Raw genomic sequence first — 21,749 nt, 5'->3', positions numbered from 1 at the left:
TGACGGGTCGTCAGTGGCCGGCGCCCTCGTGGGACGGGCCGCCGGGCGATGCCTCACGGTCGGCGCCGCGGGCCGCCTCGGCCTCGCTGTAGACGTCCGGCTCCAGGTAGATCACGCGGGCGATCGGGACGGCCGCGCGGATACGCGACTCGGCGGCGTCGATGGCGGCGGCGATCTCGGTGGCCGTGTCGTCGTGCTGGACGGCGATCTTGGCGGCGACGAGCAGTTCCTCGGGGCCGAGGTGCAGCGTGCGCATGTGGATGATGCGGGTGACGGTGTCGCCGTCGACGACCGCGGCCTCGATCTTCTGGACCTCCTCGATGCCCGCGGCCTCGCCGAGCAGCAGCGACTTGGTCTCGATCGCCAGGATGATCGCGATCAGGATGAGCAGCACACCGATGCACAGGGTGCCGATGCCGTCCCAGACGCCGTCACCGGTGGCGAGGGCCAGGCTCACACCGGCGAGCGCCAGGATCAGGCCGACCAGCGCGCCGAGGTCCTCCAGCAGGACGACCGGCAGCTCGGGTGCCTTGGAGTGGCGGACGAACTCGCTCCAGGACTTCTTGCCCCGTAGCGTGTTGGACTCCTTGATGGCGGTGCGGAAGGAGAAGGTCTCGGCGATGATCGCGAAGACCAGGACGCCCACCGGCCAGTACCAGTGCGTGATCTCGTGCGGGTGCTTGATCTTCTCGTAGCCCTCGTACAGGGCGAACATGCCACCGACGGAGAAGAGGATGATCGAGACGAGGAAGGCGTAGATGTACCGCTCGCGGCCGTAGCCGAAGGGGTGTTGCGGGGTCGCCTCGCGCTTGGCCTTCTTGCCGCCGACGAGCAGCAGGCCCTGGTTGCCGGAGTCGGCCAGCGAGTGCACCGACTCGGCGAGCATCGAGGACGAGCCACTGAACAGGAACGCCACGAACTTCGCTACCGCGATTGCGAGGTTGGCGACAAGTGCCGCCACGATCGCCTTGGTGCCGCCTGACGCGCTCATGTGTTCGCGTTGTCCCTTCGTACGCCGTCCCGGGCAGAGCCCCTTGTGGCTTTGCCCGTCCTTTGCCGGTGCGCCATTGTTGCAGCCTTGCCCGGGTGCGGCGCGTCATGCCTCCACAGCGCCGGTCATACGATCACAGTGGCGCGGAAGACCGTGCCCGTACCGCTCACCTCGGCCCTCTCGCCCGCGGGGACGAAGACCGACTGACCGGGGGTCAGCTCGTGCTCCCCCGCCCGGACCGCACCCGCCGTGCACAGCAGGATCTGCGCGGTGGCGCGGGTGAGGTCGTGGACGGCGGTGCCCTCGGGCAGGACGTAGCGGGAGAGCCGGAACTCGTCGATCGGGGTCTCGTAGACCTCCTCGCCGTCCGGGGACGCCTCCGGGCGCAGTACGCCCGGGTCGGCGGCCTCGAAGCGGACGATGCGCAGGAGTTCGGGGACGTCGACGTGCTTGGGGGTCAGTCCGCAGCGCAGGACGTTGTCGGAGTTCGCCATGATTTCGACGCCGAGGCCGTCGAGGTAGGCGTGCGGGATGCCGGCGCCGAGGAACAGGGCCTCACCGGGCTGCAGCCGGACGTGGTTGAGGAGCATCGCGGCGATGACGCCGGGGTCGCCCGGGTAGTGATGGGCGAGTTCGGCGTACGGCGTGTAGGCGCCGCCGAGGCGAACGCAGGCGGCCGTGGCGTCGGTGACCGTGCGGGTCATCTCGTCCGGGTCGGCGGTGAGGATCGCGGTGAGCACCTCGCGCAGGGCCGCGTCCTCGGGGTGGGCGTGCAGCAGATCGACGTACGGCTTGAGGGAGTCGACGCCGAGGCCGTCGAGCAGACCGGCGGCCTGGACCGGGTCACGGAAGCCGCACAGGCCGTCGAACTCGGTGAGGGCGCAGATCAGTTCGGGCTTGTGGTTGGCGTCCTTGTAGTTGCGGTGGCCGGCGTCGAGGGGGATGCCCCGGCGCTCTTCGTCGGCATATCCCTCCTTCGCCTGCGTCAGGTCGGGGTGGACCTGCAGGGAGAGCGGGGCGCCGGCGGCGAGGAGCTTGAGCAGGAAGGGCAGCCTGGGCCCGAACTTGGCCACGCACGCGTGCCCGAGCTCCCGCTCCGGGTCCGCGTCGATGACGTCCACGAGCGTGCCCCGGCCGGTGCGCGAGGGGGCGCCCGGGTGGGCGCCCATCCACATCTCCGCCTGCGGTTCCCCGGTGGGTTCGGCCCCGAGCAGCTGCGGGATCGCGGTGGTGGAACCCCAGGCGTAGGGGCGGATGGTGTTGTCGAGGCGGTCCATGCGGTTCTCTCTGCGTACGACGCGGGTTTCCTCCGCGTACGACGGTCAGGGCGTCCTGGCCAGATCAGACGCCCGAAGCGAGCGACAGGTAAACGGCGGTGAAATCCGTGTAGGCGATCAGCTCCGCGAGGGTCTCCAGCTCACCGCCGGCCTCCGGTTCCAGTTCGCTGATCGGTGTGTCGTGGCTGAGGGCCAGCTCACGGGCGGCGGACGCGGCGCTGAGGCCGCCGCCGGGACGGTCCCGCAGCAGCACCACGCGCGCGTGCAGCGCGGGGGCCTCCTCCACCCGGTCACGGAAGAAGTCGTCCGGGTCCGCGGCGGCCGCCATCCGGCCCGCTAGCAGGGCGCTGTGCGCGGCGAGCGCCTCGGGGAGTTCGGCGACGACGCCGGGGCGGCCCGCGAGTTCGGCGAGGGCGGCGGCGAAGCGGCGGCCCGCCGGTCCGGCCGAGGTGCCCTCGGTCCAGATCACCGGGAGCGCGTCGGCGAGCTCCGTGGCCAGGGTCTTCGCGGGGTTGCTGTACGTGGCGACGGCGGGTCCGCAGCGCTCGGCGATCTGGTCGAGGCGGTCGGCGACCTTCTCCAGGGCGTCGGCCGGGGCGGCCAGCAGGCCGATGCGGTCCAGGAGGACGAGCAGCGGGGTGAGCAGCGCCCAGAGCACGCCGGGGGCGGATGCGGCGGAGAGGGGGGTGTCGCCCTTTTCGTAGGGGGCGGTCGCCATCGGCACGAACAGGCCGTGGGAGGCCTCGAGGGCCTCGGCGAGGGGGGTGTCGGCCGGGGCCACGGCCACGACAGTGCTGCCCCGGCGATAGGCCTGCTCCGCCAGCAGGGACAGGCCCGGCTCGGTGCCGTCCGGGGTGGCGATCAGGAGCAGGTCCACGGAGCCGGTCCAGCCGGGCAGCTCCCAGCGCAGCGCTCCGGCGGCCGGGGCCACGCCTGTGGGGGCCAGCCGGATGACGGGGCTGACCGCGCCGGCGAGCGTGCCGAGCAGGTCGGCGACGCAGACGGCGGCGGCGCCGGGGCCCGCGATGAGGACCGCGCGGGGGCGGCCGTCGGATTTGAGGTCCGCCACGCCGGCCTCGGCGGCGTGCCGGGCGGCGGTGCGGACGCGGGCGCCGGCTTCGGCGGCTCCGCGCAGCAGGCCGCGGCGGTCGGCCTCCGAGAGGGCCTCAGGGGTGTCGAGCAGTGATTCGTCGAGCACGGTCGGCAGCCTCCGTGGCGGGGTTACGCGGGACGGCGGGCCTCGTCGACGAGGAGGACCGGGATGCCGTCGCGGACGGGGTACGCCAGGCCGCAGCCCTGACCTGTGCAGATCAGCTCCGCGTCCTGCTCCTTGAGGGGGGCGTGGCAGGCCGGGCAGGCGAGGATCTCCAGGAGACCGGCTTCGAGCGGCATGGGGGTCCCTTCGGGGGCGGGTGGGTGTCGCGGATGTGCCTGGTCAGGTTACCGCCGGGGCGGGTGGCTTGGGGGGCGGAGGGGGTTGGCGTTGCGTCGGACCGCCCCCGCGGGGAGCCCTGCGTCAGCCCCGGATGATCCCCAGGACCTCGTCCCGCACCTTCGCCATCGTCTCTGCGTCCCGTGCCTCGGCGTTCAGGCGCAGCAGCGGTTCGGTGTTGGAGGGACGGACGTTGAACCACCAGTCGGCGGCGGAGACCGTGAGGCCGTCGAGGTCGTCCAGGGTGACGTCCTCGCGGCTGCCGTACGCCTCGCGGATCGCCCGGAGGCGGTCGCCCTGGTCGGCGACCGTGGAGTTGATCTCGCCCGAGCCCGCATAGCGGTCGTACTGGGCGACCAGTGCCGACAGCGGGCCGTCCTGCCCGCCCAGGGCCGCCAGGACGTGGAGCGCGGCCAGCATGCCCGTGTCCGCGTTCCAGAAGTCGGCGAAGTAGTAGTGCGCGGAGTGCTCGCCGCCGAAGATCGCGCCGGACTTTGCCATCTCGGCCTTGATGAAGGAGTGGCCCACGCGCGTGCGGACCGGGGTGCCGCCGTTCTCCCGCACCACCTCGGGGACCGACCAGGAGGTGATCAGGTTGTGGATGATCGTGCCCTTGCCGCCGTGGCGGGCCAGTTCGCGCGAGGCGACCAGGGCCGTGATGGCGGAGGGGGAGACCGGGTCGCCCTGGGCGTCGACGACGAAGCAGCGGTCGGCGTCGCCGTCGAAGGCGATGCCCAGGTCGGCGGACTCCTCGCGGACGCGCCGCTGGAGGTCGACGAGGTTCGCCGGGTCGAGGGGGTTGGCCTCGTGGTGGGGGAAGGTGCCGTCCAGTTCGAAGTACATCGGGACGAGGTCCAGCGGCAGGCCCGCGAAGACGGTCGGCACGGTGTGGCCGCCCATGCCGTTGCCCGCGTCGACCACGACCTTCAGGGGGCGGATGGAGGTCAGGTCGACGAGCGAGCGGAGGTGGGCCGCGTAATCCTCCAACGTCTCCCGGCGGGTGACCGTTCCCGTCGTCCGCGCCGGCTTCGGGGCGCCCGAGTCGCTCCACTTCTCGACCAGTTCGCGGATCTCGGTCAGGCCGGTGTCCTGGCCCACGGGGGCCGCGCCGGCCCGGCACATCTTGATGCCGTTGTACTGGGCCGGGTTGTGCGAGGCCGTGAACATCGCGCCCGGGAGGTCCAGCGCTCCGGAGGCGTAGTACAGCTGGTCCGTCGAGCACAGGCCGATCTCGGTGACGTCGACGCCCTGTGCGGCAGCCCCGCGCGCGAAGGCCGCCGCGAGGCCGGGCGACGAGGGGCGCATGTCGTGCCCGGTCACGATCGCGCTCGCGCCGGTCACCCGGGCGAAGGCCGCGCCGAACAGCTCGGCGAGCGGCTCGTCCCACTGGTCGGGTACGACTCCGCGCACGTCGTACGCCTTCACCAGCTGTGACAGATCAGCAGCCACGGCCAACCTTCCTGAAAGTCCCGTCGGTCTGCACAAACTACCCGTACGGACTGACACCGCGCTGTGCGATCCCTGAGCGGGCCCTCAGCCGTGATCCGGGTGACGTGGCGTCAGTTGTCCGGGGAGCGCAGCACCCTGAGGTGGCCGCGGCGCGCGACCTCCATCGGGTCCGCGGAGCGGGCCCCGCCGCCCCCGGCCTGCGCGGTGCGCTGCTGCGGGCGGGCCGCCTCGCGCACGGCGTTGGCGAGCGCTTCCAGGTCGTCGCCGCTGGGGCGGGCCGGGGCGGAGGCGTCGAGGAGCCGTACGACCTCCCACCCGCGCGGGGCGGTCAGGCGCTCGGAGTGCTCGGCGCACAGGTCGTAGCAGTGGGGTTCGGCGTAGGTCGCGAGCGGGCCGAGGACCGCGGTCGAGTCGGCGTAGACGTACGTCAGCGTCGCGACGGCGGGACGGCCGCAAGCGGTGCGCGAACAGCGACGTACAGGGCTCACGACGTTGGACGGTACCGCACTCTTGAGCGGGCCGCGACGACTCTCCCTCAGGTCACTCCACCGTGTCGTGGTGTGAAACGCCCCACACATCCCTTCTGACCCACCTCGCTGACCTGCGACGACGCCGTTTTCCGGCCGATGCGGCAGGAGGGGATCCGGTCAACACCCGGTACAAACCCCGTCAATTGCCTCGACAGTGCCGGTCTTCGAGAGATACGGAATCGAGCCCAACCTTGGCCGGAACGGTCATCCGGCGACAGGGGCTGCGGGGCCGGTGGACGGCGGTTCCGATGCCGTGTGGAGCAGGGCGCCCGGCCGCCGCGAGGACTACGCTTCACCAGTGATGGACAACCCCGTACCACCCCGTGCCGCCGGCCCCGGGCCCCGCCGTCGTGATCGCCACGGCCGGGGCATGCGAGGGCCGATCGCGCCACCGCAGGTGCCGCTGGCGGCGAGCCGTGCCGAGGCGTTCGCCGACCTGGTGCAGGACTCCGTGGAGCGCCTGGAGCGGCGGTGGCCGCAGCTGGCCGACATCGACTTCCTGGTCCTCGAGGTGCCGCCGGTGAACGGCGCGGGTCAGGGCTGGAACGACGAGGCCGTGCCGCTGGGCGGGTCCATCGCGGCGCGGGAGGGGCGGCCGGCGCGGGTGGTCATCTACCGGCGGCCCGTGGAGATCCGCACCAAGGGGCGCGACGAGCGGGCCGCGCTGGTGCACGAGGTCGTCGTCGAGCAGGTGGCGGACCTGCTGGGGCTCACTCCCGAGACGGTGGACCCGCGGTACGGGGAGGACTGAGCCCGCCTGCTCCTGGACTATTCCTGGAGCACCGACAGGTCCTGCTCCGCCTCCGGGACCTTCACCGTCCCGCGGTCGTCCGGCAGGGTCTGGACCGTGAAGGCCGGGACGCTCCCCTGGGGCGAGGACAGCGTCCGGGAGCCGTGGACCGGGCCGCCCGAGACCGTCTCGACCGTGAGCGCGTACGTGCCCTTCAGGCCGTCCGGCGCCGGGAGGTCGACGTCCTGGGTCGTGCCCTTCTTGATCGTGTACGTCCGGGAGGCCTCCGTGCCGCCCTCGGTGCCCGCCGATGCCGTGACCTTGACCTTCGCCGTGGCGGTCGGGGCGGTCAGGGAGAGGGTCGTGCCCTTCGCGGTGTTCTCCGCGGCCGTCGCGCGCGTGCCCACCGGCCTGGTCGCCGGGATGAACGCCGTCTCCTGGTCGGCGCCCTTGCCCCGGACCACCCGGAGCGCGGCCACCACCGGCACCGAGCGGTCCGTGGGGGTCAGGACCACCGAGCCCGCCTCGCCGCGCGTGATGTCGCCGAGGTCGATCGCGGACGTCATGCGCGACTTCACGTGCAGCGTCTCGTTCCCGGCCGGGGTGATCAGGCCGGACGGGGAGGCGAGCTGGACCTTCAGGTCGGCGTCGGAGCCGCCGGGGGTGAAGGCGACCAGGCGTACGGCGGTGGCGTCCTTGGGGATGCCGGGCAGCACCAGGCTGCCCGAGGGGTCCGCGGAGGCGGCCAGCCAGTCGCCGCCGAGCTTGTCGTCCAGGGCCTGCACCGCGGCGCCGACGCGGCCGCTGCGGACGCTGACGTGGGCGGTGAGGTTGGTCTGCTTCTCGTCGACGAGCGTGGACAGCAGGACCGGCTCGGTGGAGTGCGGCGGGACCGTGATGCCGTCCGGGACGGTGGTCTCCAGGGGGCCGTCCTTGCCGTACAGCTCGATGTCGACGACGGCCGCGGAGTCGTCCGGATTGGTCAGGTGCACATAGTCCGTGCGGTCCGTCGCCGTGCTGGCGCCCGGGAACCAGAACTCCGTGTCCGGGGCGGTGCAGTTGACGCCCTGCAGGCCGCGTCCGGTGCCGGCGGTGACCTCCGTGGTCTGCTGGACCGTCCAGCCGGAGGCGAACTTCCCGTCAGCGGTGCCGATCAGCGCGGGCGAGTCGGCGCCGGAGGCGTCCCCGGCGACCGGCTTGCCCGGCTCCTCGGCCTTGAGGACCGGTTCGTCGTCCGCCTTCTTGTCGCTCTTCTCCGTATCCTCCGCCGACTGCCCGGCCGCGGCGACGAGTTCGGCCTTGCCGCCGCTGCCGGTGCCCTTCGTGACGGGCGTGAAGGAGGTGTACGCCGTCTCCGCGAGGTCGGAGGTGCTCGGCGACGGGCAGAGCAGGCTCGTGCGCTCCACGGGCAGCACGGCCGCCGCCTCGGCGCTGTCCTTGCCGGACGCCTCGGGGGCGCTCAGGGTGGCGTATCCGGTGACGGCGGCGAGCGCGGTCACACCGGCGAGCAGGGAGAGGGTGGTGCGGTTCACTGCTGGCTCCCGTCGGGACGCTCGGCGCCGTGCTGCGGCTGCTGCGGGTCGTAGCCGGTGTCGTAACCCTGCTGGTACGTCTGGTCGTACTGGCCCTGGTCGTACGTGCCCTGCTGGTGCTGTCCGCCGTAGGCGTACGGGTCGTACTGGCCGGTCTGGTACGGATCCGCCTGGTAGCCCTGGTCGTAGCCGTTCGCCGGGTACGCCTGGCCGTTCTGGTACTGCTCGCCGTAGCCGCCGTACTCGGGGGCGCCCGCGTAGTGCGGGGTGTCGTACGCGCCGTAGGGCTGCTGCTGCGGGACCGGGACGGGGGGCGCCTCCTGCGGGGGAGACGGGAAGTCGTCGGGGCGGCCCTGCTCCTCGGCCTCCGCCTGGGCGCGCAGGCGGCGGGCGCGGCGGCCCTCGCCGGACACGGCCTGGGCGGGGATCACCGGCTCCTCGGGGAGGTCGTCATCGACATCGCGGCGGCGGCCGGGCAGGGCGAGGACGACGAGGACGACGGCGAGGGAGCCCTGGACCCACAGCCAGGCGGTGTGGCCGACCGGGTCCTCGAAGGTGACGTCCAGCCTGCCGCCGGAGGCGGGGAGTTCGAAGCCCTGCGCCCAGCCGTCGACCGTGGTGGGCGTCAGTGGCTTGCCGTCCAGGGTGGCCGTCCAGCCCTCGTCGGCGGTGTCGGCCAGCCGCAGGGTGCGGCCGTCGGCGCCCTCGGGCACGGTGGTGTGGATCTCGACGGGGCCCGCGGCCACGGGCTGCGGCTCGCCGGTCCCGGTGACGATCGTCGCGCGGGCGACCTCCTGGTCGACGCGCCACAGCGCGCTGCCGTGCTGCTGGCTGAGCCGGCTCAGACCGGGCGTCGCGTCCAGCACGCGCGTGACGTCGCGGGGCGCGCCCTTGTGGACGAGGACGTAGGCCACGGCGAACTTGCCGAGCTGGTCGGACTGGTCGGCGCCGGACCCGGCGACGAGGTTGGCGACGATCTTGTCGAGGCCCTCGTTCTCGCCGTCGGCCGCGGCGAGTTCGCCGTCGCCGAGGCGGGCGCCGGAGCCGCGGACCAGGGTGTAGCTCACGTGGGCCGCGGAGTCGCTGTCGAGGACGAGGGTGCGGGTCTGGTCGCGGTTGCCGCTCTCCTCGGCGACGAACGCGGGCACCTGCACCGGGTCGCGCCGCTCGACTGGCCCGTCGGCGCCGTCGATCATCCAGCCGGCGGCGACCAGCAGCGGGCCCGCGGCGGCCGCGAGGGCGATCAGCGCGGCGACGGGCTGGCGCCAGCCGAAGCTCTGCTCGGCCACGCGGGCGCGTGCCCCGTCGGCGCCGAGCAGGGCGGCGGCCAGCAGCGCGATGCCGTAGACGAGGGTGGCGGGGCCGGCCCAGGTGGAGCCGTTGGACAGGACGGCGAAGACGAGGCCCGTCAGGGCGACCGCCCACGCCGTCCGGATGCCGGACTGGCGTTCCGAGCGCAGCAGGGCGGCCAGCGCGGCCAGCACGACGCCGATCAGCAGCAGCCCGCTGACCGTGCCGGGGCCGCCAGGGCTGGCGCCGAGCAGGTCCAGGGCGCCGGCGGCCGAGGAGCCGTACTCCAGGCCGGCCTCGTCGAAGAAGCCGAACGGGAGCAGGGTCAGCGACCAGGGGGCGAGGACCAGCAGCGGGGTGCCGAGCTGGGCCAAAAAGCGCAGGCCGTAGGCGGTGATGTGGGTGCGGCGCACGGCGAGCAGGGCCACGCCCAGCAGCAGCGCGATCGGCCACACGATCGGCGTGAAGGCCGTGGTGACGGTCAGCAGCAGGGCGTACGCCCAGGTGGCGCGCCAACTGCCGCGCGCGCCGGAGCTGTTCGCGAGGCCGGCGGCGGCGACGCCCGCGCGTGCGGCGAGCGGCAGCAGGACGGCCAGGACGGCGGTGCCGATGCGGCCACCGGCGAGGGCGCCGGTCGCGGCGGGCAGGAAGGCGTAGGCGACGGCCGCCCACGCGCGCAGCAGGCGCGAGGGTACGAGCGGGCGGGAGGCGAAGTAGGCGGTGAGCCCGGCCAGCGGCACCGAGCAGACGAGCAGGACGGTCACCGCGAGTTCGGCCGAGCCGAACAGCACCGAGGCGAGCATCGCCACGAGCGCCAGGTACGGGGGCGCGGACGCGGTGCCGCCGGTCCCGACCGGGTGCCAGGAGTCCAGGTAGTGCGCCCACAGCTCCGCGGAGTCGGCCGGGGCGGGCAGCAGGGCGCCGCCCGCGAGGGCGCCGGCGCCGAGCAGTTCGCGGCAGGCGGCGAGCGAGACGAGCAGCAGCACCAGGAAGAGCACCGGGCCGGGCTTGCGGGCGATGCGCTTGAGGCGGGCGAACTGCTCGATCTCCAGGAACTCCGCGTCGTCGCCGCCGGGTCCGGACTCGATGCCGCCGCCGTGCCGTCCGGCACCGGAGGTGGCCTCGGCGGCGGAGCTGCCGAGGAGACTGCCCGCGGCCTGCTCCACGGTGGCCCGCACGGTCGCGCCGGGCGGCGGGAACAGCGGCCGCAGCTCGTCCTTGTCGACGACCGGGCGGCCCCGGACGCGCCGTCCGGCGATGATCCGCTCGGGTCGCAGCAGCACGCCCAGCAGCCCGCGGATCTCGTCCAGGGCCTGTCCGGGCACCTTGCCGACGAGATAGGCGACGGTCCGCAGCAGGGTGCCGAGGATCACCCGCAGCAGCACCCAGGGCAGCACGGCCGAGCGGCTGTTGACGAGCAGGGTGTAGACGGCGCCGGCCTTGTCGACCTTGTGCGGGGAGGCCGTGGTGCGGCCCGCGCAGTCGACGGTGCGGCGCTCGCGGGAGGCGGCCTCGGCATGGCGTACGACGGCCTCGGGGGCGATGAGGACGCGGTGGCCGGCCGACTGGGCGCGCCAGCACAGGTCGACGTCGTCCCGCATCAGGGGCAGGCGCCGGTCGAAGCCGCCGAGCTGTTCGAAGACATCGCGGCGGATCAGCATGCCGGCGGTGGACACGGAGAGCACGGACCGGACGTGGTCGTGCTGGCCCTGGTCCTGCTCACGGCGGTCCAGGCCGGTCCAGCGGCGGCCGGAGTGGGCGATGGAGACGCCGACCTCCAGCAGCTGCCGTCTGTCGTACCAGCCGCGCAGCTTGGGACCGACGACGGCGACGTCGTCGCGGCCGAGCTCCAGCTCGTTGTCGACCACCCGCAGCAGCTGGGCCAGGGCGTCGGGTTCGGGGGCGCAGTCGTCGTGCAGCAGCCACAGCCACTGGACGGGCTCGCCGTGCGGGAGCTCCGGCAGGTCGTAGGCGTCGTCGCGCCAGGTGCGCGTGACCGGGTCCCAGCCGCTCGGCCGCTTCAGGTACGGCAGCTCGTCGGGGGTGAGGACCGGCGCGGTGCGGGCGGCCTCCTCGACGGCCTGGCCGAAGCCGGTGCGCCGGGCGAGATGCAGGACGCGGTCGGCGCCGAGGGCCTCGGTGACCAGCTGGGCGGAGTCGTCGGCGCTGCCGGTGTCGGCGGCCACGACGGACTGCACCGGGCGCTCCTGGCCGAGCAGCCCGGCGAGCGCGTCGGGCAGCCAGCGGGCACCGTCGTGGGAGACGAGGACCGCGGTCACCACGTGACGCGGGAACTCTGGCGAGGCAGCCGGGTCTTGCTGGGCTGCCGAGTGGCTGTGCACGGACATCGAGGTACGGGCCCCGGTTCGGTGGACTGCGGTGGACGCCTGTGCCCCTGGGGGACAGCGGGGCGTCTCGGACGAGCGCCCACACTATCGGCTGGGCATGCGGACGGCCCGCCGCCTGTGGACAACCCACGTGCGACGGGCCGCTGATCGCGTGCGGCGGTGCCGTCCGGTCAGACGGCGGCCTTCTTCAGGCGGCGGCGTTCACGCTCGGACAGACCGCCCCAGATGCCGAAGCGTTCGTCGTTGGCGAGGGCGTACTCGAGGCACTCGGAGCGGACCTCACAGGCCAGGCAGACCTTCTTGGCCTCGCGGGTGGAGCCGCCCTTCTCGGGAAAGAAGGACTCGGGGTCGGTCTGGGCGCACAGTGCGCGCTCCTGCCAGCCGAGTTCCTCGTCCGCGTCGTCGACCAGCAGTTGCTGCACCGTCTCGGTCATGTGCGCCCCTCGTCCGTCTTTCGCGTCCCCGTGATGTAGCCGTTACCGATTCCGGCTGAACGACACGAGTGAAATTACAAGTGTGCTGCTCCGGGCGAGTCAAGCCGAGATCTGCTATTGGGCCCCTTATTCACTCTGCGGAACCAAGGCCTAGCGGAAAGTGTTCAAATCGGCATAAACCTTGACACGCGGAGAGGACCCACGAGGGCCTCCGGCCCGTACAGGGCTAGTACGGACAAGGACGCCCAGGAGTTCGATCTCGTTCCGACGCGCGCGCCGAAGCGAACCGGATCACAGACGGATCACGGGACGGCAACGAGGCTGGTGCGCCCGGTAGAGCGCCATGTGTCCCGGGTGCCGCGTGCACAAACCTTTCGTCAGCCAGATGAACCGGATGAGGTGAACCACGTCCCACATACCGGGGGGCGAGTTGACAGTGAAGGTGTGAACCGCTGTCCTTGTGGGCATGCTCGCGAACTTGGCACTCACCTCGACCCGCACCGCCGGGTCCCTCGGTGCTGTCCACGCTCGTCGCGGCTGTTGTTGCTGTCCCAGCTGTTGAGCCGTTCCCGCTCCAGCTGCAGGCCGGGTCCCGTCCCCTGCGACTCGGTTCCTTGTTCCCCTCTGACCTTCTTTCACTGAGGAACCACCCCACCCATGAACAGCGACAGCGACCTCCAGATCGCCGGCGACATCCTCGAAGTCCCGCACCTCCTCCAGGCTCCGCGCGAGCACCCGGCCACCGTCTCCGAGTTCGTCGGCCTGGCCCGCTCCATCGCCGCCGACCGCTCCCAGTGGGAGCACCTCGTCCGCTACGACGCCACCTCCCGCTGGTACCACCGGCTGCGCACCGGCCCCGGCTACGAGGTCTGGCTGCTGTCCTGGGTGCCCGGACAGGGCAGCGGACTGCACGACCACGGCCCCTCCTCCGGCGTCCTGACCGTCCTGGCGGGCACGCTGACCGAGCGCACCGAGCGCGGCACGCGCGCGTTGGCGCCCGGTGCGCAGCGGGTGTTCGCGCCGGGCTACGCGCACGAGGTGGTCAACGACGCGCTGGAGCCGGCGGTCAGCCTGCACGTCTACTACCCGGGACTGACGGAGATGCCGATGCACCCCGCCCCGGCCTGCGAGGTCGTGACCGCCTGACGCATTGTCGGACCCGCCTGCCATGCTTGCTCCATGCGCATTGTGGTTCTGGCAGGCGGCATCGGCGGTGCCCGGTTCCTGCGCGGTCTGAAGCAGGCCGCGCCGGACGCGGACATCACCGTGATCGGCAACACCGGCGACGACATCCACCTCTTCGGGCTGAAGGTCTGCCCGGACCTCGACACGGTGATGTACACCCTCGGCGGCGGCATCAACGAGGAGCAGGGCTGGGGGCGGGCCGACGAGACCTTCCATCTCAAGGAGGAGCTCGCGGCCTACGGTGTGGGTCCCGAGTGGTTCGGACTCGGTGACCGGGACTTCGCCACGCACATCGTGCGGACCCAGATGATCGGCGCCGGGTATCCGCTGAGCGCGGTCACCGAGGCGCTGTGCGACCGGTGGCAGCCCGGCGTCCGGCTCGTCCCGATGACCGACGACCGCGTGGAGACCCACGTCGCCGTCGAGCTGGACGGCGCGCGCAAGGTGGTCCACTTCCAGGAGTACTGGGTACGGCTGCGGGCCTCCGTCCCCGCCGAGGCCGTCGTGCCGGTCGGCGCCGAGCAGGCGAAGCCCGCCCCGGGCGTCCTGGAGGCCATCGCCGAGGCGGACGTCGTCCTGTTCCCGCCGTCGAACCCGGTCGTCTCCATCGGCACCATCCTCGCCGTGCCCGGCATCCGGGAGGCCATCGCCGACGCCGGGGTGCCGGTGGTGGGCCTGTCCCCCATCGTCGGGGACGCGCCCGTGCGCGGGATGGCGGACAAGGTGCTCGCGGCGGTCGGCGTGGAGTCGACGGCCGCGGCGGTCGCCGAGCACTACGGCTCCGGGCTGCTCGACGGCTGGCTCGTCGACACCGTGGACGCCGCCTCCGTGGAGCGGATCGAGTCGGCCGGCATCCGCTGCCGGGCCGTACCGCTGATGATGACCGACCTCGACGCGACCGCGCGGATGGCGCGTGCGGCGCTGGCGCTGGCCGAGGAGGTGCGGGGGGTGTGAGCGAGGTCTCCTACCGGGTCTGGGCCGTGCCCGGACTTCCCGAGGTCACGGCGGGCGACGATCTCGCCAAGCTGATCGCGGCGGCGGAGCCCGCGCTGGCCGACGGCGACGTGCTGCTCGTCACCTCCAAGATCGTGTCCAAGGCGGAGGGCCGGGTCGTGCGCGCGGCCGACCGGGAGGCCGCGATCGACGCCGAGACCGTACGGGTCGTGGCGCGCCGCGGCACGCTGCGGATCGTGGAGAACCGGCAGGGCCTGGTCATGGCCGCGGCCGGGGTCGACGCCTCCAACACCCCGGCCGGGACCGTGCTGTTGCTGCCCGAGGACCCGGACGCGTCCGCGCGCGCGATCCGGGACGGGCTGCGGGACGCCCTCGGCGTCGAGGTCGGGGTGGTCGTCACCGACACCTTCGGGCGCCCCTGGCGCTCGGGGCTCACGGACGTGGCGATCGGCGCCGCCGGGGTGCGGGTGCTCGACGACCTGCGCGGCGGCACGGACGCGTACGGCAATCCGCTCGCCGCGACCGTCGTCGCGACCGCGGACGAACTGGCCGCCGCCGGTGACCTGGTGAAGGGCAAGGCCGCCGGACTGCCCGTGGCCGTGGTGCGCGGGCTGCCGCACGTGCTGTCGGGGGACGACGGCGAGGGGGCGCGGGCCATGGTGCGCGGCGGGCGCGACGACATGTTCCGGCTGGGGACCTCGGAGGCGGTACGGCTCGCGGTCACCCAGCGCCGTACGGTCCGGGCCTTCACCGGTGAACCCGTCGACCCCGGGGCGGTGCGGCGGGCGGTCGCCGCGGCCGTGACGGCGCCGGCGCCGCATCACACGACGCCGTGGCGGTTCGTGCTGCTGGAGTCGGCGGAGTCCAGGGTGCGACTGCTCGACGCGATGCGGGACGCCTGGATCGCGGATCTGCGGCGGGACGGCAAGAGCGAGGAGTCCATCGCCAAGCGGGTGCGGCGAGGGGACGTGCTGCGCAACGCGCCCTACCTGGTAGTGCCGTGCCTCGTCATGGACGGATCACACACCTACGGCGATCCGCGGCGGGACGCCGCCGAGCGGGAGATGTTCGTGGTGGCCGCCGGGGCGGGGGTGCAGAACTTCCTCGTGGCGCTGGCCGGGGAGCGGCTCGGGTCGGCGTGGGTGTCGTCGACGATGTTCTGCCGCGAGGTCGTGCGGGACGTGCTGGGGCTGCCGGAGGAGTGGGATCCCATGGGGGCCGTGGCCGTGGGGCATCCCGCGGAGGAGCCTCGGCCGCGTGCCGGGCGGGACGCGGGGACTTTCATCGAGGTGCGCTGACGTACGGCGGCTTCGGCCTACCCTCGTAGGGCTTCCCTCGTAAGGCTTCCCTCGTGGGGCTTCCCTCCTCATCCCTAGGACATCGATCGTGGCTGGACGTTTCGCTCCTCGGCCCACGCGTACGACCGTGCGCGGGGGGCAGGTCGGTGTGCCCGCCGGGGTGCCGCGGCAGGCCTCGGTGGCGGGGCGGGTGCGGACGTATGTGCCTCCGGGGCCGCTCGATCTGCGTCTGGTGCTCGGGCCGTTGCGGCGGGGGCCCGGGGATCCCACGTTTCGGGCGATGCCGGACGGGGCCGTGTGGCGGGCCAGTCGTACGCCCCTCGGGCCCGGGACCTTGCGGGTGGCCGCGCAGGGGGCGGCGGTCCGGGCGGAGGCGTGGGGGCCCGGGGCCGAGTGGCTGCTGGAGCGGGTGCCGGAATTGCTGGGTGCCGCGGATGATCCCGAGGCGTTCGTGCCCCGGCACCGGGTGGTGGCGTTGGCCCGGCATCGGCGGCCGGGGCTGCGGCTGACGCGGACCGGGCTGGTGCTGGAGTCGTTGATTCCGTCGATTCTCGAGCAGAAGGTCACGACCGATGAGGCGTATCGGGCGTGGCGGTTGCTGGTGCGGAAGTTCGGGGAGCCGGCGCCCGGGCCCGTGCCCGGGCGGATGTGTGTGATGCCGGATGCGCGGACGTGGGCGTTGATTCCGTCCTGGGAGTGGCATCGGGCGGGGGTGGACAACAAGCGGGCGTCGACGATCCTGCGGTGCGTTCGGGTGGCTGCGCGGATGGAGCAGGCGGTGGGGATGGCGCCGGAGGATGCGCGGGCGCGGCTGGAGGTGGTGCCGGGGGTGGGGCCCTGGACCTCTGCGGAAGTGGTGCAGCGCAGTCATGGGGCGGCGGATGCGGTGACCGTGGGGGATGTGCATCTGCCGGGGATCGTGGGGTTTGCGCTCGCGGGGGATCGGGATGCGGATGACGCGGTGATGTTGTCGCTGCTGGAGCCGTATGCGGGGCAGCGGCATCGGGCGGCGCGGTTGATTCTGCTGAGTGGGCGGGTGCCGGGGCGGCGGGCGCCGAAGATGCCTGTGGGGGATATCGGGCGGTTGTGACGTGGGTGCGGGGCGGGGGTTTTCTCGCCCCCGCCGCCCCTACCCGTCCCTCCCTGGGGGCTGCGCCCCCAGACCCCCGCTGTCGGCCCTGAAGGGGCCTCGTCCTCAAACGCCGGGCGGGCTGAAATCGGCTGACCTGCGTCGCCCGGTGGGCGTGGCCTGTCTCAAGACATCGGAACGCTGTACATGCCCGGCTGGCTCGGCGTCCGTGGGGGGCGTGGTCACTGGTCCGGGGAGAAGCGGAGGGATCTTGGGGGGATTTGGGCGTCGCACCAGACTCGGGCGCCGTCGGTCAGTTCGTTGTCGGGGCCGATGACCGCGCCGTCGCCGATGACCGTGCCGGTGAGGATGGAGCGTTCGCCCACTCGGGCCCGGGTGCCGATCAGGGAGTCCGTGATGACCGCGCCGGGTTCGATGACCGCGCCGGGCAGGATCGTGCTGCCGAAGACGCGGGCGCCCTCCGCCACGAAGGCTCCCTCGCCCACCACCGTGCCGCCCGCCAGTTTGGCGTCCGGGGCGACCCGGGCCGTGGGCAGGACGAGACGGTCGCCGCAGCGGCCGGGGACCGCGGGGGACGGGGCCCGGCCCAGCACCAGGTCCGCGGAGCCCCGTACGAAGGCCGCCGGGGTGCCCAGGTCCAGCCAGTACGTCGAGTCGACCATGCCCTGGAGGTGTGCTCCCGCGGAGAGCAGGTCGGGGAAGGTCTCGCGTTCCACGGAGACCGGCCGGCCCGTGGGGATCGTGTCGATGACCGAGCGGCGGAAGACGTAGGCACCCGCGTTGATCTGGTCGGTGACGATCTCCTCGGGGGTCTGCGGCTTCTCCAGGAACGCCGTCACCCGGCCCGTCTCGTCCGTGGGGACCAGGCCGTACGCCCGCGGGTCGGTCACCTGCGTCAGGTGCAGGGAGACGTCCGCCTCCGTGCGCCGGTGGGTGTTCACCAGCGCCCTGATGTCCAGGCCCGTCAGGATGTCGCCGTTGAAGATCAGGACCGGGTCGTCGGGAGCGGAGTGCAGCCGGGAGGCGACGTTGCGGATGGCGCCGCCCGTGCCGAGCGGCTCCTCCTCGGTGACGTACTCGATGTGCAGGCCCAGCGAGGCGCCGTCGCCGAAGTACGGCTCGAAGACCTCGGCCAGATAGGACGTGGCCAGGACGATGTGGTCGACGCCCGCCGCTCTCGCTCTCGCGAGCTGGTGGGTGAGGAAGGGGACCCCGGCCGCCCGGACCATCGGCTTGGGCGTGTGCACGGTGAGCGGCCGCAGCCGTGTGCCCTTGCCGCCGACCAGGAGGATCGCTTCTGTCACCTGTTGTCTCCGCTTCCTGCCGGGACCGGCCGAACTGTCTTTCGGCCGGTCAGTGTATGCAGCCCGTGGTGTGCGGACCGTGTGCGGTGCCCTCGACGGCAGTGCGGCGTTCGTCATGGATCCGCCTTCCCCCCGATGGCGGTGAATGGGTGCTTCCGGCGGCGGCGCCCGGTCAGCGGCCCTGGAGCTTGGCCGCCGTCGTGCGGGCCGTGCCGAGCTTGCGGTACATCTGCCAGCCCGGGCACTCCGTGGCGAAGCCGTCACGGTGGCCGGAGATCACGTTCAGTCGTACGTTCCTACCTTTTGCGTAGAGATTGCCACCTCCGGACTTCAGGTATGTCTTTCCGCGCGGATTGGCGCCGTAGAGACCGAGTTTCCAGGCGGTGAGCCGTGCCACGGCCTTCACGGCGGCGCCGGACGGCTTGCTGCTGCCGTGGCTGCCGAGGAGGGCGATCCCCATGCTGTGCGTGTTGAAACCGAGGGTGTGGGCGCCGAGGACCGGCTTGGCCACGCCACCGGCCCGGCCCTCGTAGATGTTTCCGCACTTGTCGACGACGAAGTTGTAGCCGATGTCCCGCCAGCCCATGCTCTTGACGTGGTAGCGGTAGATACCGCGGATGACCGAGGGCGCCTGCGAGCACTTGTACCCGTTGCCGGACGCCGTGTGGTGCACGAAGGCCGCCTTCACCTTCTTCGTGTAGACGAACTTCTTCTCCCGCCAGCTCTCGTTCGCGCCCCAGCCGCGGCGGGTGACGATGCGGGGGCGGGGGCCGATGTACGGCTTCGCCCTCTGCTCCTCCGTCAGGTCGGCGCCGCGCAGGGTGACGAGTTCCTCGCGGGTCCGGTCGGGGGTGAGCTCCGGGATCTCCAGGGCGCCCAGCGGGGCCAGTTCGGCGTTGGCGGCGGAGGCCGCCGCCGTCTCCGCGGTCAGGGTGGTGGCGGGGGTGTCCTGGGGGGCGGCGGCTCGGGTGGCCGGGCGCAGGGGCTCCTGCCGGCCCGGGTCGACCAGTTCCAGGCGCAGTCCTGCCGGGAGGGGGTTGGCGTACGGGTCTTCGGCCTGGTCCGCTCTGACGCGTACCTCCACGCCGTCCGAGTCGCCGACCCACAGGGGGGCGGTGGAGCCGCGTACCCGGCCCGAGGTGCGTTCGGCGGTGTCCGGGTCGGCGGCGTGTTCGGCGTTGTGGGTCTCCAGGTCCTGCCAGCCGGACCAGGTGCCGGTGGCCGTGGCCCGGGTGCGGACCTCGACACGGCCGTGCAGTTCGGTGTCGGGGTCGTCCCAGATGACGCCGACGAGGGAGAAGCGGCGTACGTCTCGGGGGGGCAGGCCCTGTTCGGGGGTGGTGGGGGTCGCTCTCGTGCTGGGGAGCGTCGTCAGGGGGAGGGACTCGGTGTGGCCGGGGGTCGGTCTCTCGCCGGGTGCGGTGACCGCTTCCGCCGTCGGCGCTGGGCTCATGGGCGCCGCGGCGACGGATGGGGCCAGCGGAAGAACGAGAGCGGCCGCGCAAGTTACACCGATCGAGGAAGCAAGGAATCCACGCATGCCCCTGATGTTGGACATAGTCATACATATCTGTCCATCGGGGACTTGACGGGGCGTCGCGCGATGCTCGGCCGAATCGGTGGTGGGCACGGGGGGTGCGGGGGGTGCCGCGCGCGTACGCTAACGCGGGTGAATGCCACCGATCGCACCCCTGCCGACCTGCTGCGTTCCGCGCTTGCCGCGGACCCCGGGCGTCCCCTGGTGACCTTCTACGACGATGCCACCGGGGAACGCGTCGAATTGTCCGTGGCCACCTTCGCCAATTGGGTGGCCAAGACCGCGAATCTCCTCCAGGGGGATCTGGGGGCCGGGCCCGGGGACCGGGTGGCGCTGCTGCTGCCCGCGCACTGGCAGACGGCGGTGTGGCTGCTGGCCTGTTCGTCCGTGGGGGCCGTCGCGGATGTGGGCGGCGCGGATGTGGCCGCGGCCGACGTCGTGGTGAGCGGTCCGGACACGCTGGACGCGGCGCGGAGCTGCGGCGGGGAGCGGATCGCCCTGGCGCTACGGCCGCTGGGCGGGCGTTTCCCGCAGGCGCCGGCCGGGTTCGCGGATTACGCGGTGGAGGTGCCGGGGCAGGGGGACCGGTTCGTGCCGTTCTCCGCGGTGGACCCCGAGGGGGCGGCGCTGATCGTCGCCGGACGGGAGTTCAGCGGGGCGGAGGTCGTGGAGCGGGCGCGGGACGAGGCGACGGGGCTGGGGCTGACCGGGCCGGGGTCCCGGATCCTGTCGGGGCTGGGGTACGACACGTGGGAGGGGCTGAACGCCGGGCTGTACGGCGCGCTGGCCACCGGCGGGTCGGTGGTGCTGTGCCGGAACCTGGCGGAGCTGAACGAGGAGGCCCTGGCCCAGCGGATCGAGAGCGAACGGGTCACCGCCGTGGCCCGGTGACCTCCGCGCAGTGAGTTCCCCGGAGTCGGGCCCCTCCCCCGTTCGGCCCATCACCGCTCACCCCCCTCCCGCCGTCCCCGTCATGGTCGTAAGGGACACCAAGGAGATTTCGGGCCGCACGCCATGAGGGATGGACGTAGACGTGACCGAAAACGGAGGCGAGGCCTCGGGGTGGGGAGCCCGGGCCAGCGGGACGGGGCTCATACGCCGGCGTCGGCGGTGGGTCCGCAGGACGTCGCTCGGCGTGGGTGTCGTGGCGCTGGCGGCGCTGGGCGCCGGATGGGCGGTCTACGCGAAGCTCGACGGGAACATCACCCCGGACGAGGCCGCCGCCGCCGAGCTCGCCCGCTACGAGAACGAGCGGCCCAGTTCCCTGGTCAAGGGCGCACGGAACATCCTGGTGATCGGGTCCGACACCCGCTCCGGTGGCGATAACCGGCGGTACGGGCGGGACTCGGGCACCGAGCGGTCCGACACCACCATCCTGCTGCATCTGTCCGCCGGCCGGCGCAGCGCCACCGCCGTGTCACTGCCCCGGGACCTGATGGTCGACGTGCCGTCCTGTCTGCGGCCGGGCGGCGAGCGCACCGAGCCCGTGTTCGCCATGTTCAACTACGCCTATGAGATGGGCGGCTCGGCGTGCAGCATCCGTACGGTCGAGAAACTCACCGGCGTGCGGATCGACCACCACATGGTCGTGGACTTCCGGGGGTTCAAGAAGATGGTCGACGCGGTGGGCGGCGTCGAGGTCTGCCTGAAGCACCCCATCAACGACAAGGCGGCCAAGCTGCGGCTTCCCGCCGGGCGGGTGGACCTCGACGGGGAGCAGGCTCTCGGGTACGTACGGGCCCGCAAATCCCTGGGGAACGGCAGTGACACCGACCGCATGGAGCGTCAGCAGCGCTTTCTCGGGGCCCTCGTCAACAAGGTGCAGAGCAATGACGTACTGCTGAACCCGGCTCGGCTGTATCCCGTTCTCGATGCCGCCACGTCCTCGCTGACCACCGATCCGGCGCTGGCCAGCTTGCGGGGTTTGTACCAACTCGTCCGGGGTGCGCGCGACATCCCCACCGAACGTGTGCAATTTCTGACCGTTCCCCGGGAGTCGTACGTCTACAACGTCAATCGCGACCAGCTCGTGGAGCCCGAAGCGGAAAGACTGTTCGAGCGGCTACGGAACGACACGCCCGTCGAAGTCAGCCAAAAGGGTCGTCCGGGAGCGAGCGAAGCGGACGCCCGCGACCGGCGCGCTCCCTCTCGCGCCTCCTCCCCCGCCCCCACCTTCCGGGGAAACACCGCCGCCCAGGACGGTTGCGGGTAAAGGGCACGCCAAGGCGACGAACACCGGTTCACGGAAATGCTCCGTATTGACCGGTTGTAGGGGCGTGGAATTTGTCACCGTCGTCGCTCCACGTTGAACTGGGCGGATAGTGTGAGCGACCCGGTGCACCTGGCCACGCCGTTCCACCCTGGTACG

The 21,749-nt window shown here is 72.6% G+C and carries 18 protein-coding genes; 7 read left to right on the top strand and 11 right to left on the bottom strand.

What is annotated here, in order from left to right; genetic code table 11:
• Positions 1–10: 10 nt before the first annotated feature.
• The 6 genes from ACFYW5_RS20395 to ACFYW5_RS20370 form a co-directional block, all read right to left on the bottom strand.
• Positions 11–991, bottom strand: a complete 981-nt coding sequence (locus ACFYW5_RS20395) for a cation diffusion facilitator family transporter (protein WP_389418417.1) — start codon at positions 989–991, stop codon at positions 11–13.
• A 125-nt stretch (positions 992–1,116) separates the two neighbouring features.
• Entirely contained in the window at positions 1,117–2,268 is a 1,152-nt protein-coding gene (gene manA / locus ACFYW5_RS20390) for a mannose-6-phosphate isomerase, class I (RefSeq protein WP_389418416.1), read from the bottom strand.
• Positions 2,269–2,332: 64 nt separating this feature from the next.
• The gene (locus ACFYW5_RS20385; RefSeq protein WP_389418415.1) at positions 2,333–3,466 is read right to left on the bottom strand and encodes an SIS domain-containing protein; all 1,134 of its coding nucleotides are present in this window, start codon (positions 3,464–3,466) and stop codon (positions 2,333–2,335) included.
• A gap of 23 nt (positions 3,467–3,489) precedes the next feature.
• On the bottom strand, positions 3,490–3,660 hold the full coding sequence (locus ACFYW5_RS20380) for a Trm112 family protein (RefSeq protein ID WP_086725970.1): 171 nt from the start codon (positions 3,658–3,660) through the stop codon (positions 3,490–3,492).
• A 124-nt stretch (positions 3,661–3,784) separates the two neighbouring features.
• Complete coding sequence (locus tag ACFYW5_RS20375; protein WP_389418414.1) at positions 3,785–5,149, bottom strand: phosphomannomutase/phosphoglucomutase; 1,365 nt, start codon at positions 5,147–5,149, stop codon at positions 3,785–3,787.
• 110 nt (positions 5,150–5,259) lie between these two features.
• Positions 5,260–5,727, bottom strand: a complete 468-nt coding sequence (locus ACFYW5_RS20370) for a DUF3499 domain-containing protein (protein WP_389418413.1) — start codon at positions 5,725–5,727, stop codon at positions 5,260–5,262.
• 253 nt (positions 5,728–5,980) lie between these two features.
• Between ACFYW5_RS20370 and ACFYW5_RS20365 the strand changes: the two genes are divergently transcribed.
• A complete protein-coding gene (locus ACFYW5_RS20365; RefSeq protein WP_389418412.1) occupies positions 5,981–6,430 on the top strand; it encodes a metallopeptidase family protein in 450 nt (149 codons plus the stop codon).
• Between the two features lie 17 nt (positions 6,431–6,447).
• Here ACFYW5_RS20365 and ACFYW5_RS20360 read toward each other — a convergent pair whose 3' ends face one another.
• The 3 genes from ACFYW5_RS20360 to ACFYW5_RS20350 form a co-directional block, all read right to left on the bottom strand.
• Positions 6,448–7,941: a DUF5719 family protein gene (locus tag ACFYW5_RS20360; RefSeq protein WP_389418411.1), complete on the bottom strand. Its 1,494-nt coding sequence runs from the start codon at positions 7,939–7,941 to the stop codon at positions 6,448–6,450.
• A complete protein-coding gene (locus ACFYW5_RS20355) occupies positions 7,938–11,579 on the bottom strand; it encodes a glycosyltransferase (RefSeq protein WP_389418410.1) in 3,642 nt (1,213 codons plus the stop codon). Before ACFYW5_RS20355 ends, ACFYW5_RS20360 begins: the two co-directional genes overlap by 4 nt.
• A 170-nt stretch (positions 11,580–11,749) precedes the next feature.
• The gene (locus ACFYW5_RS20350) at positions 11,750–12,013 is read right to left on the bottom strand and encodes a WhiB family transcriptional regulator (protein ID WP_010034659.1); all 264 of its coding nucleotides are present in this window, start codon (positions 12,011–12,013) and stop codon (positions 11,750–11,752) included.
• Positions 12,014–12,670: 657 nt separating this feature from the next.
• On the opposite strand from ACFYW5_RS20350, the gene ACFYW5_RS20345 reads away from it, so the two are divergent.
• From ACFYW5_RS20345 to ACFYW5_RS20330, 4 genes are all read left to right on the top strand, one after another.
• Positions 12,671–13,159, top strand: coding sequence for a cysteine dioxygenase (locus tag ACFYW5_RS20345; RefSeq protein ID WP_389418409.1), 489 nt, complete (start codon positions 12,671–12,673; stop codon positions 13,157–13,159).
• 33 nt (positions 13,160–13,192) lie between these two features.
• Positions 13,193–14,152 carry a 2-phospho-L-lactate transferase gene (cofD, locus tag ACFYW5_RS20340; RefSeq protein WP_389418408.1) on the top strand — a complete coding sequence of 320 codons (960 nt, stop codon included), beginning with the start codon at positions 13,193–13,195 and terminating at the stop codon, positions 14,150–14,152.
• Positions 14,149–15,450 (top strand): coenzyme F420-0:L-glutamate ligase, encoded by a 1,302-nt coding sequence (locus ACFYW5_RS20335; protein ID WP_389418407.1) that lies wholly within the window; start codon positions 14,149–14,151, stop codon positions 15,448–15,450. The genes cofD and ACFYW5_RS20335 overlap by 4 nt, the downstream gene beginning before the upstream one ends.
• An 88-nt stretch (positions 15,451–15,538) precedes the next feature.
• On the top strand, positions 15,539–16,540 hold the full coding sequence (locus tag ACFYW5_RS20330; protein WP_389418406.1) for a DNA-3-methyladenine glycosylase family protein: 1,002 nt from the start codon (positions 15,539–15,541) through the stop codon (positions 16,538–16,540).
• A 221-nt stretch (positions 16,541–16,761) separates the two neighbouring features.
• On the opposite strand, the gene ACFYW5_RS20325 is transcribed toward ACFYW5_RS20330, so the two are convergent.
• Both ACFYW5_RS20325 and ACFYW5_RS20320 read right to left on the bottom strand, forming a co-directional pair.
• The gene (locus ACFYW5_RS20325; RefSeq protein WP_389418405.1) at positions 16,762–17,844 is read right to left on the bottom strand and encodes a sugar phosphate nucleotidyltransferase; all 1,083 of its coding nucleotides are present in this window, start codon (positions 17,842–17,844) and stop codon (positions 16,762–16,764) included.
• A 172-nt stretch (positions 17,845–18,016) separates the two neighbouring features.
• Positions 18,017–19,384 carry a peptidoglycan recognition protein gene (locus tag ACFYW5_RS20320; RefSeq protein ID WP_389418404.1) on the bottom strand — a complete coding sequence of 456 codons (1,368 nt, stop codon included), beginning with the start codon at positions 19,382–19,384 and terminating at the stop codon, positions 18,017–18,019.
• A 129-nt stretch (positions 19,385–19,513) separates the two neighbouring features.
• On the opposite strand from ACFYW5_RS20320, the gene ACFYW5_RS20315 reads away from it, so the two are divergent.
• Positions 19,514–20,272: a TIGR03089 family protein gene (locus tag ACFYW5_RS20315; protein WP_389418403.1), complete on the top strand. Its 759-nt coding sequence runs from the start codon at positions 19,514–19,516 to the stop codon at positions 20,270–20,272.
• A 142-nt stretch (positions 20,273–20,414) separates the two neighbouring features.
• Positions 20,415–21,593: an LCP family protein gene (locus ACFYW5_RS20310; RefSeq protein WP_389418402.1), complete on the top strand. Its 1,179-nt coding sequence runs from the start codon at positions 20,415–20,417 to the stop codon at positions 21,591–21,593.
• Positions 21,594–21,749: the final 156 nt, after the last annotated feature.

The organism is Streptomyces sp. NPDC002779 (genome assembly GCF_042888685.1).
GTDB lineage: Bacteria > Actinomycetota > Actinomycetes > Streptomycetales > Streptomycetaceae > Streptomyces.
The sequence above is the reverse complement of the archived record's forward strand: the minus strand, read 5'-3'. Positions and strand labels throughout refer to the sequence as shown.

Coding starts and splice junctions, on each gene's coding strand:
- ACFYW5_RS20395 (WP_389418417.1), bottom strand. CDS start 991: ATGAGCGCGTCAGGCGGCACCAAGGCGATCGTGGCGGCACTTGTCGCC.
- manA (WP_389418416.1), bottom strand. CDS start 2,268: ATGGACCGCCTCGACAACACCATCCGCCCCTACGCCTGGGGTTCCACC.
- ACFYW5_RS20380 (WP_086725970.1), bottom strand. CDS start 3,660: ATGCCGCTCGAAGCCGGTCTCCTGGAGATCCTCGCCTGCCCGGCCTGC.
- ACFYW5_RS20370 (WP_389418413.1), bottom strand. CDS start 5,727: ATGTGTGGGGCGTTTCACACCACGACACGGTGGAGTGACCTGAGGGAG.
- ACFYW5_RS20365 (WP_389418412.1), top strand. CDS start 5,981: ATGGACAACCCCGTACCACCCCGTGCCGCCGGCCCCGGGCCCCGCCGT.
- ACFYW5_RS20355 (WP_389418410.1), bottom strand. CDS start 11,579: ATGTCCGTGCACAGCCACTCGGCAGCCCAGCAAGACCCGGCTGCCTCG.
- ACFYW5_RS20350 (WP_010034659.1), bottom strand. CDS start 12,013: ATGACCGAGACGGTGCAGCAACTGCTGGTCGACGACGCGGACGAGGAA.
- ACFYW5_RS20345 (WP_389418409.1), top strand. CDS start 12,671: ATGAACAGCGACAGCGACCTCCAGATCGCCGGCGACATCCTCGAAGTC.
- cofD (WP_389418408.1), top strand. CDS start 13,193: ATGCGCATTGTGGTTCTGGCAGGCGGCATCGGCGGTGCCCGGTTCCTG.
- ACFYW5_RS20320 (WP_389418404.1), bottom strand. CDS start 19,384: ATGCGTGGATTCCTTGCTTCCTCGATCGGTGTAACTTGCGCGGCCGCT.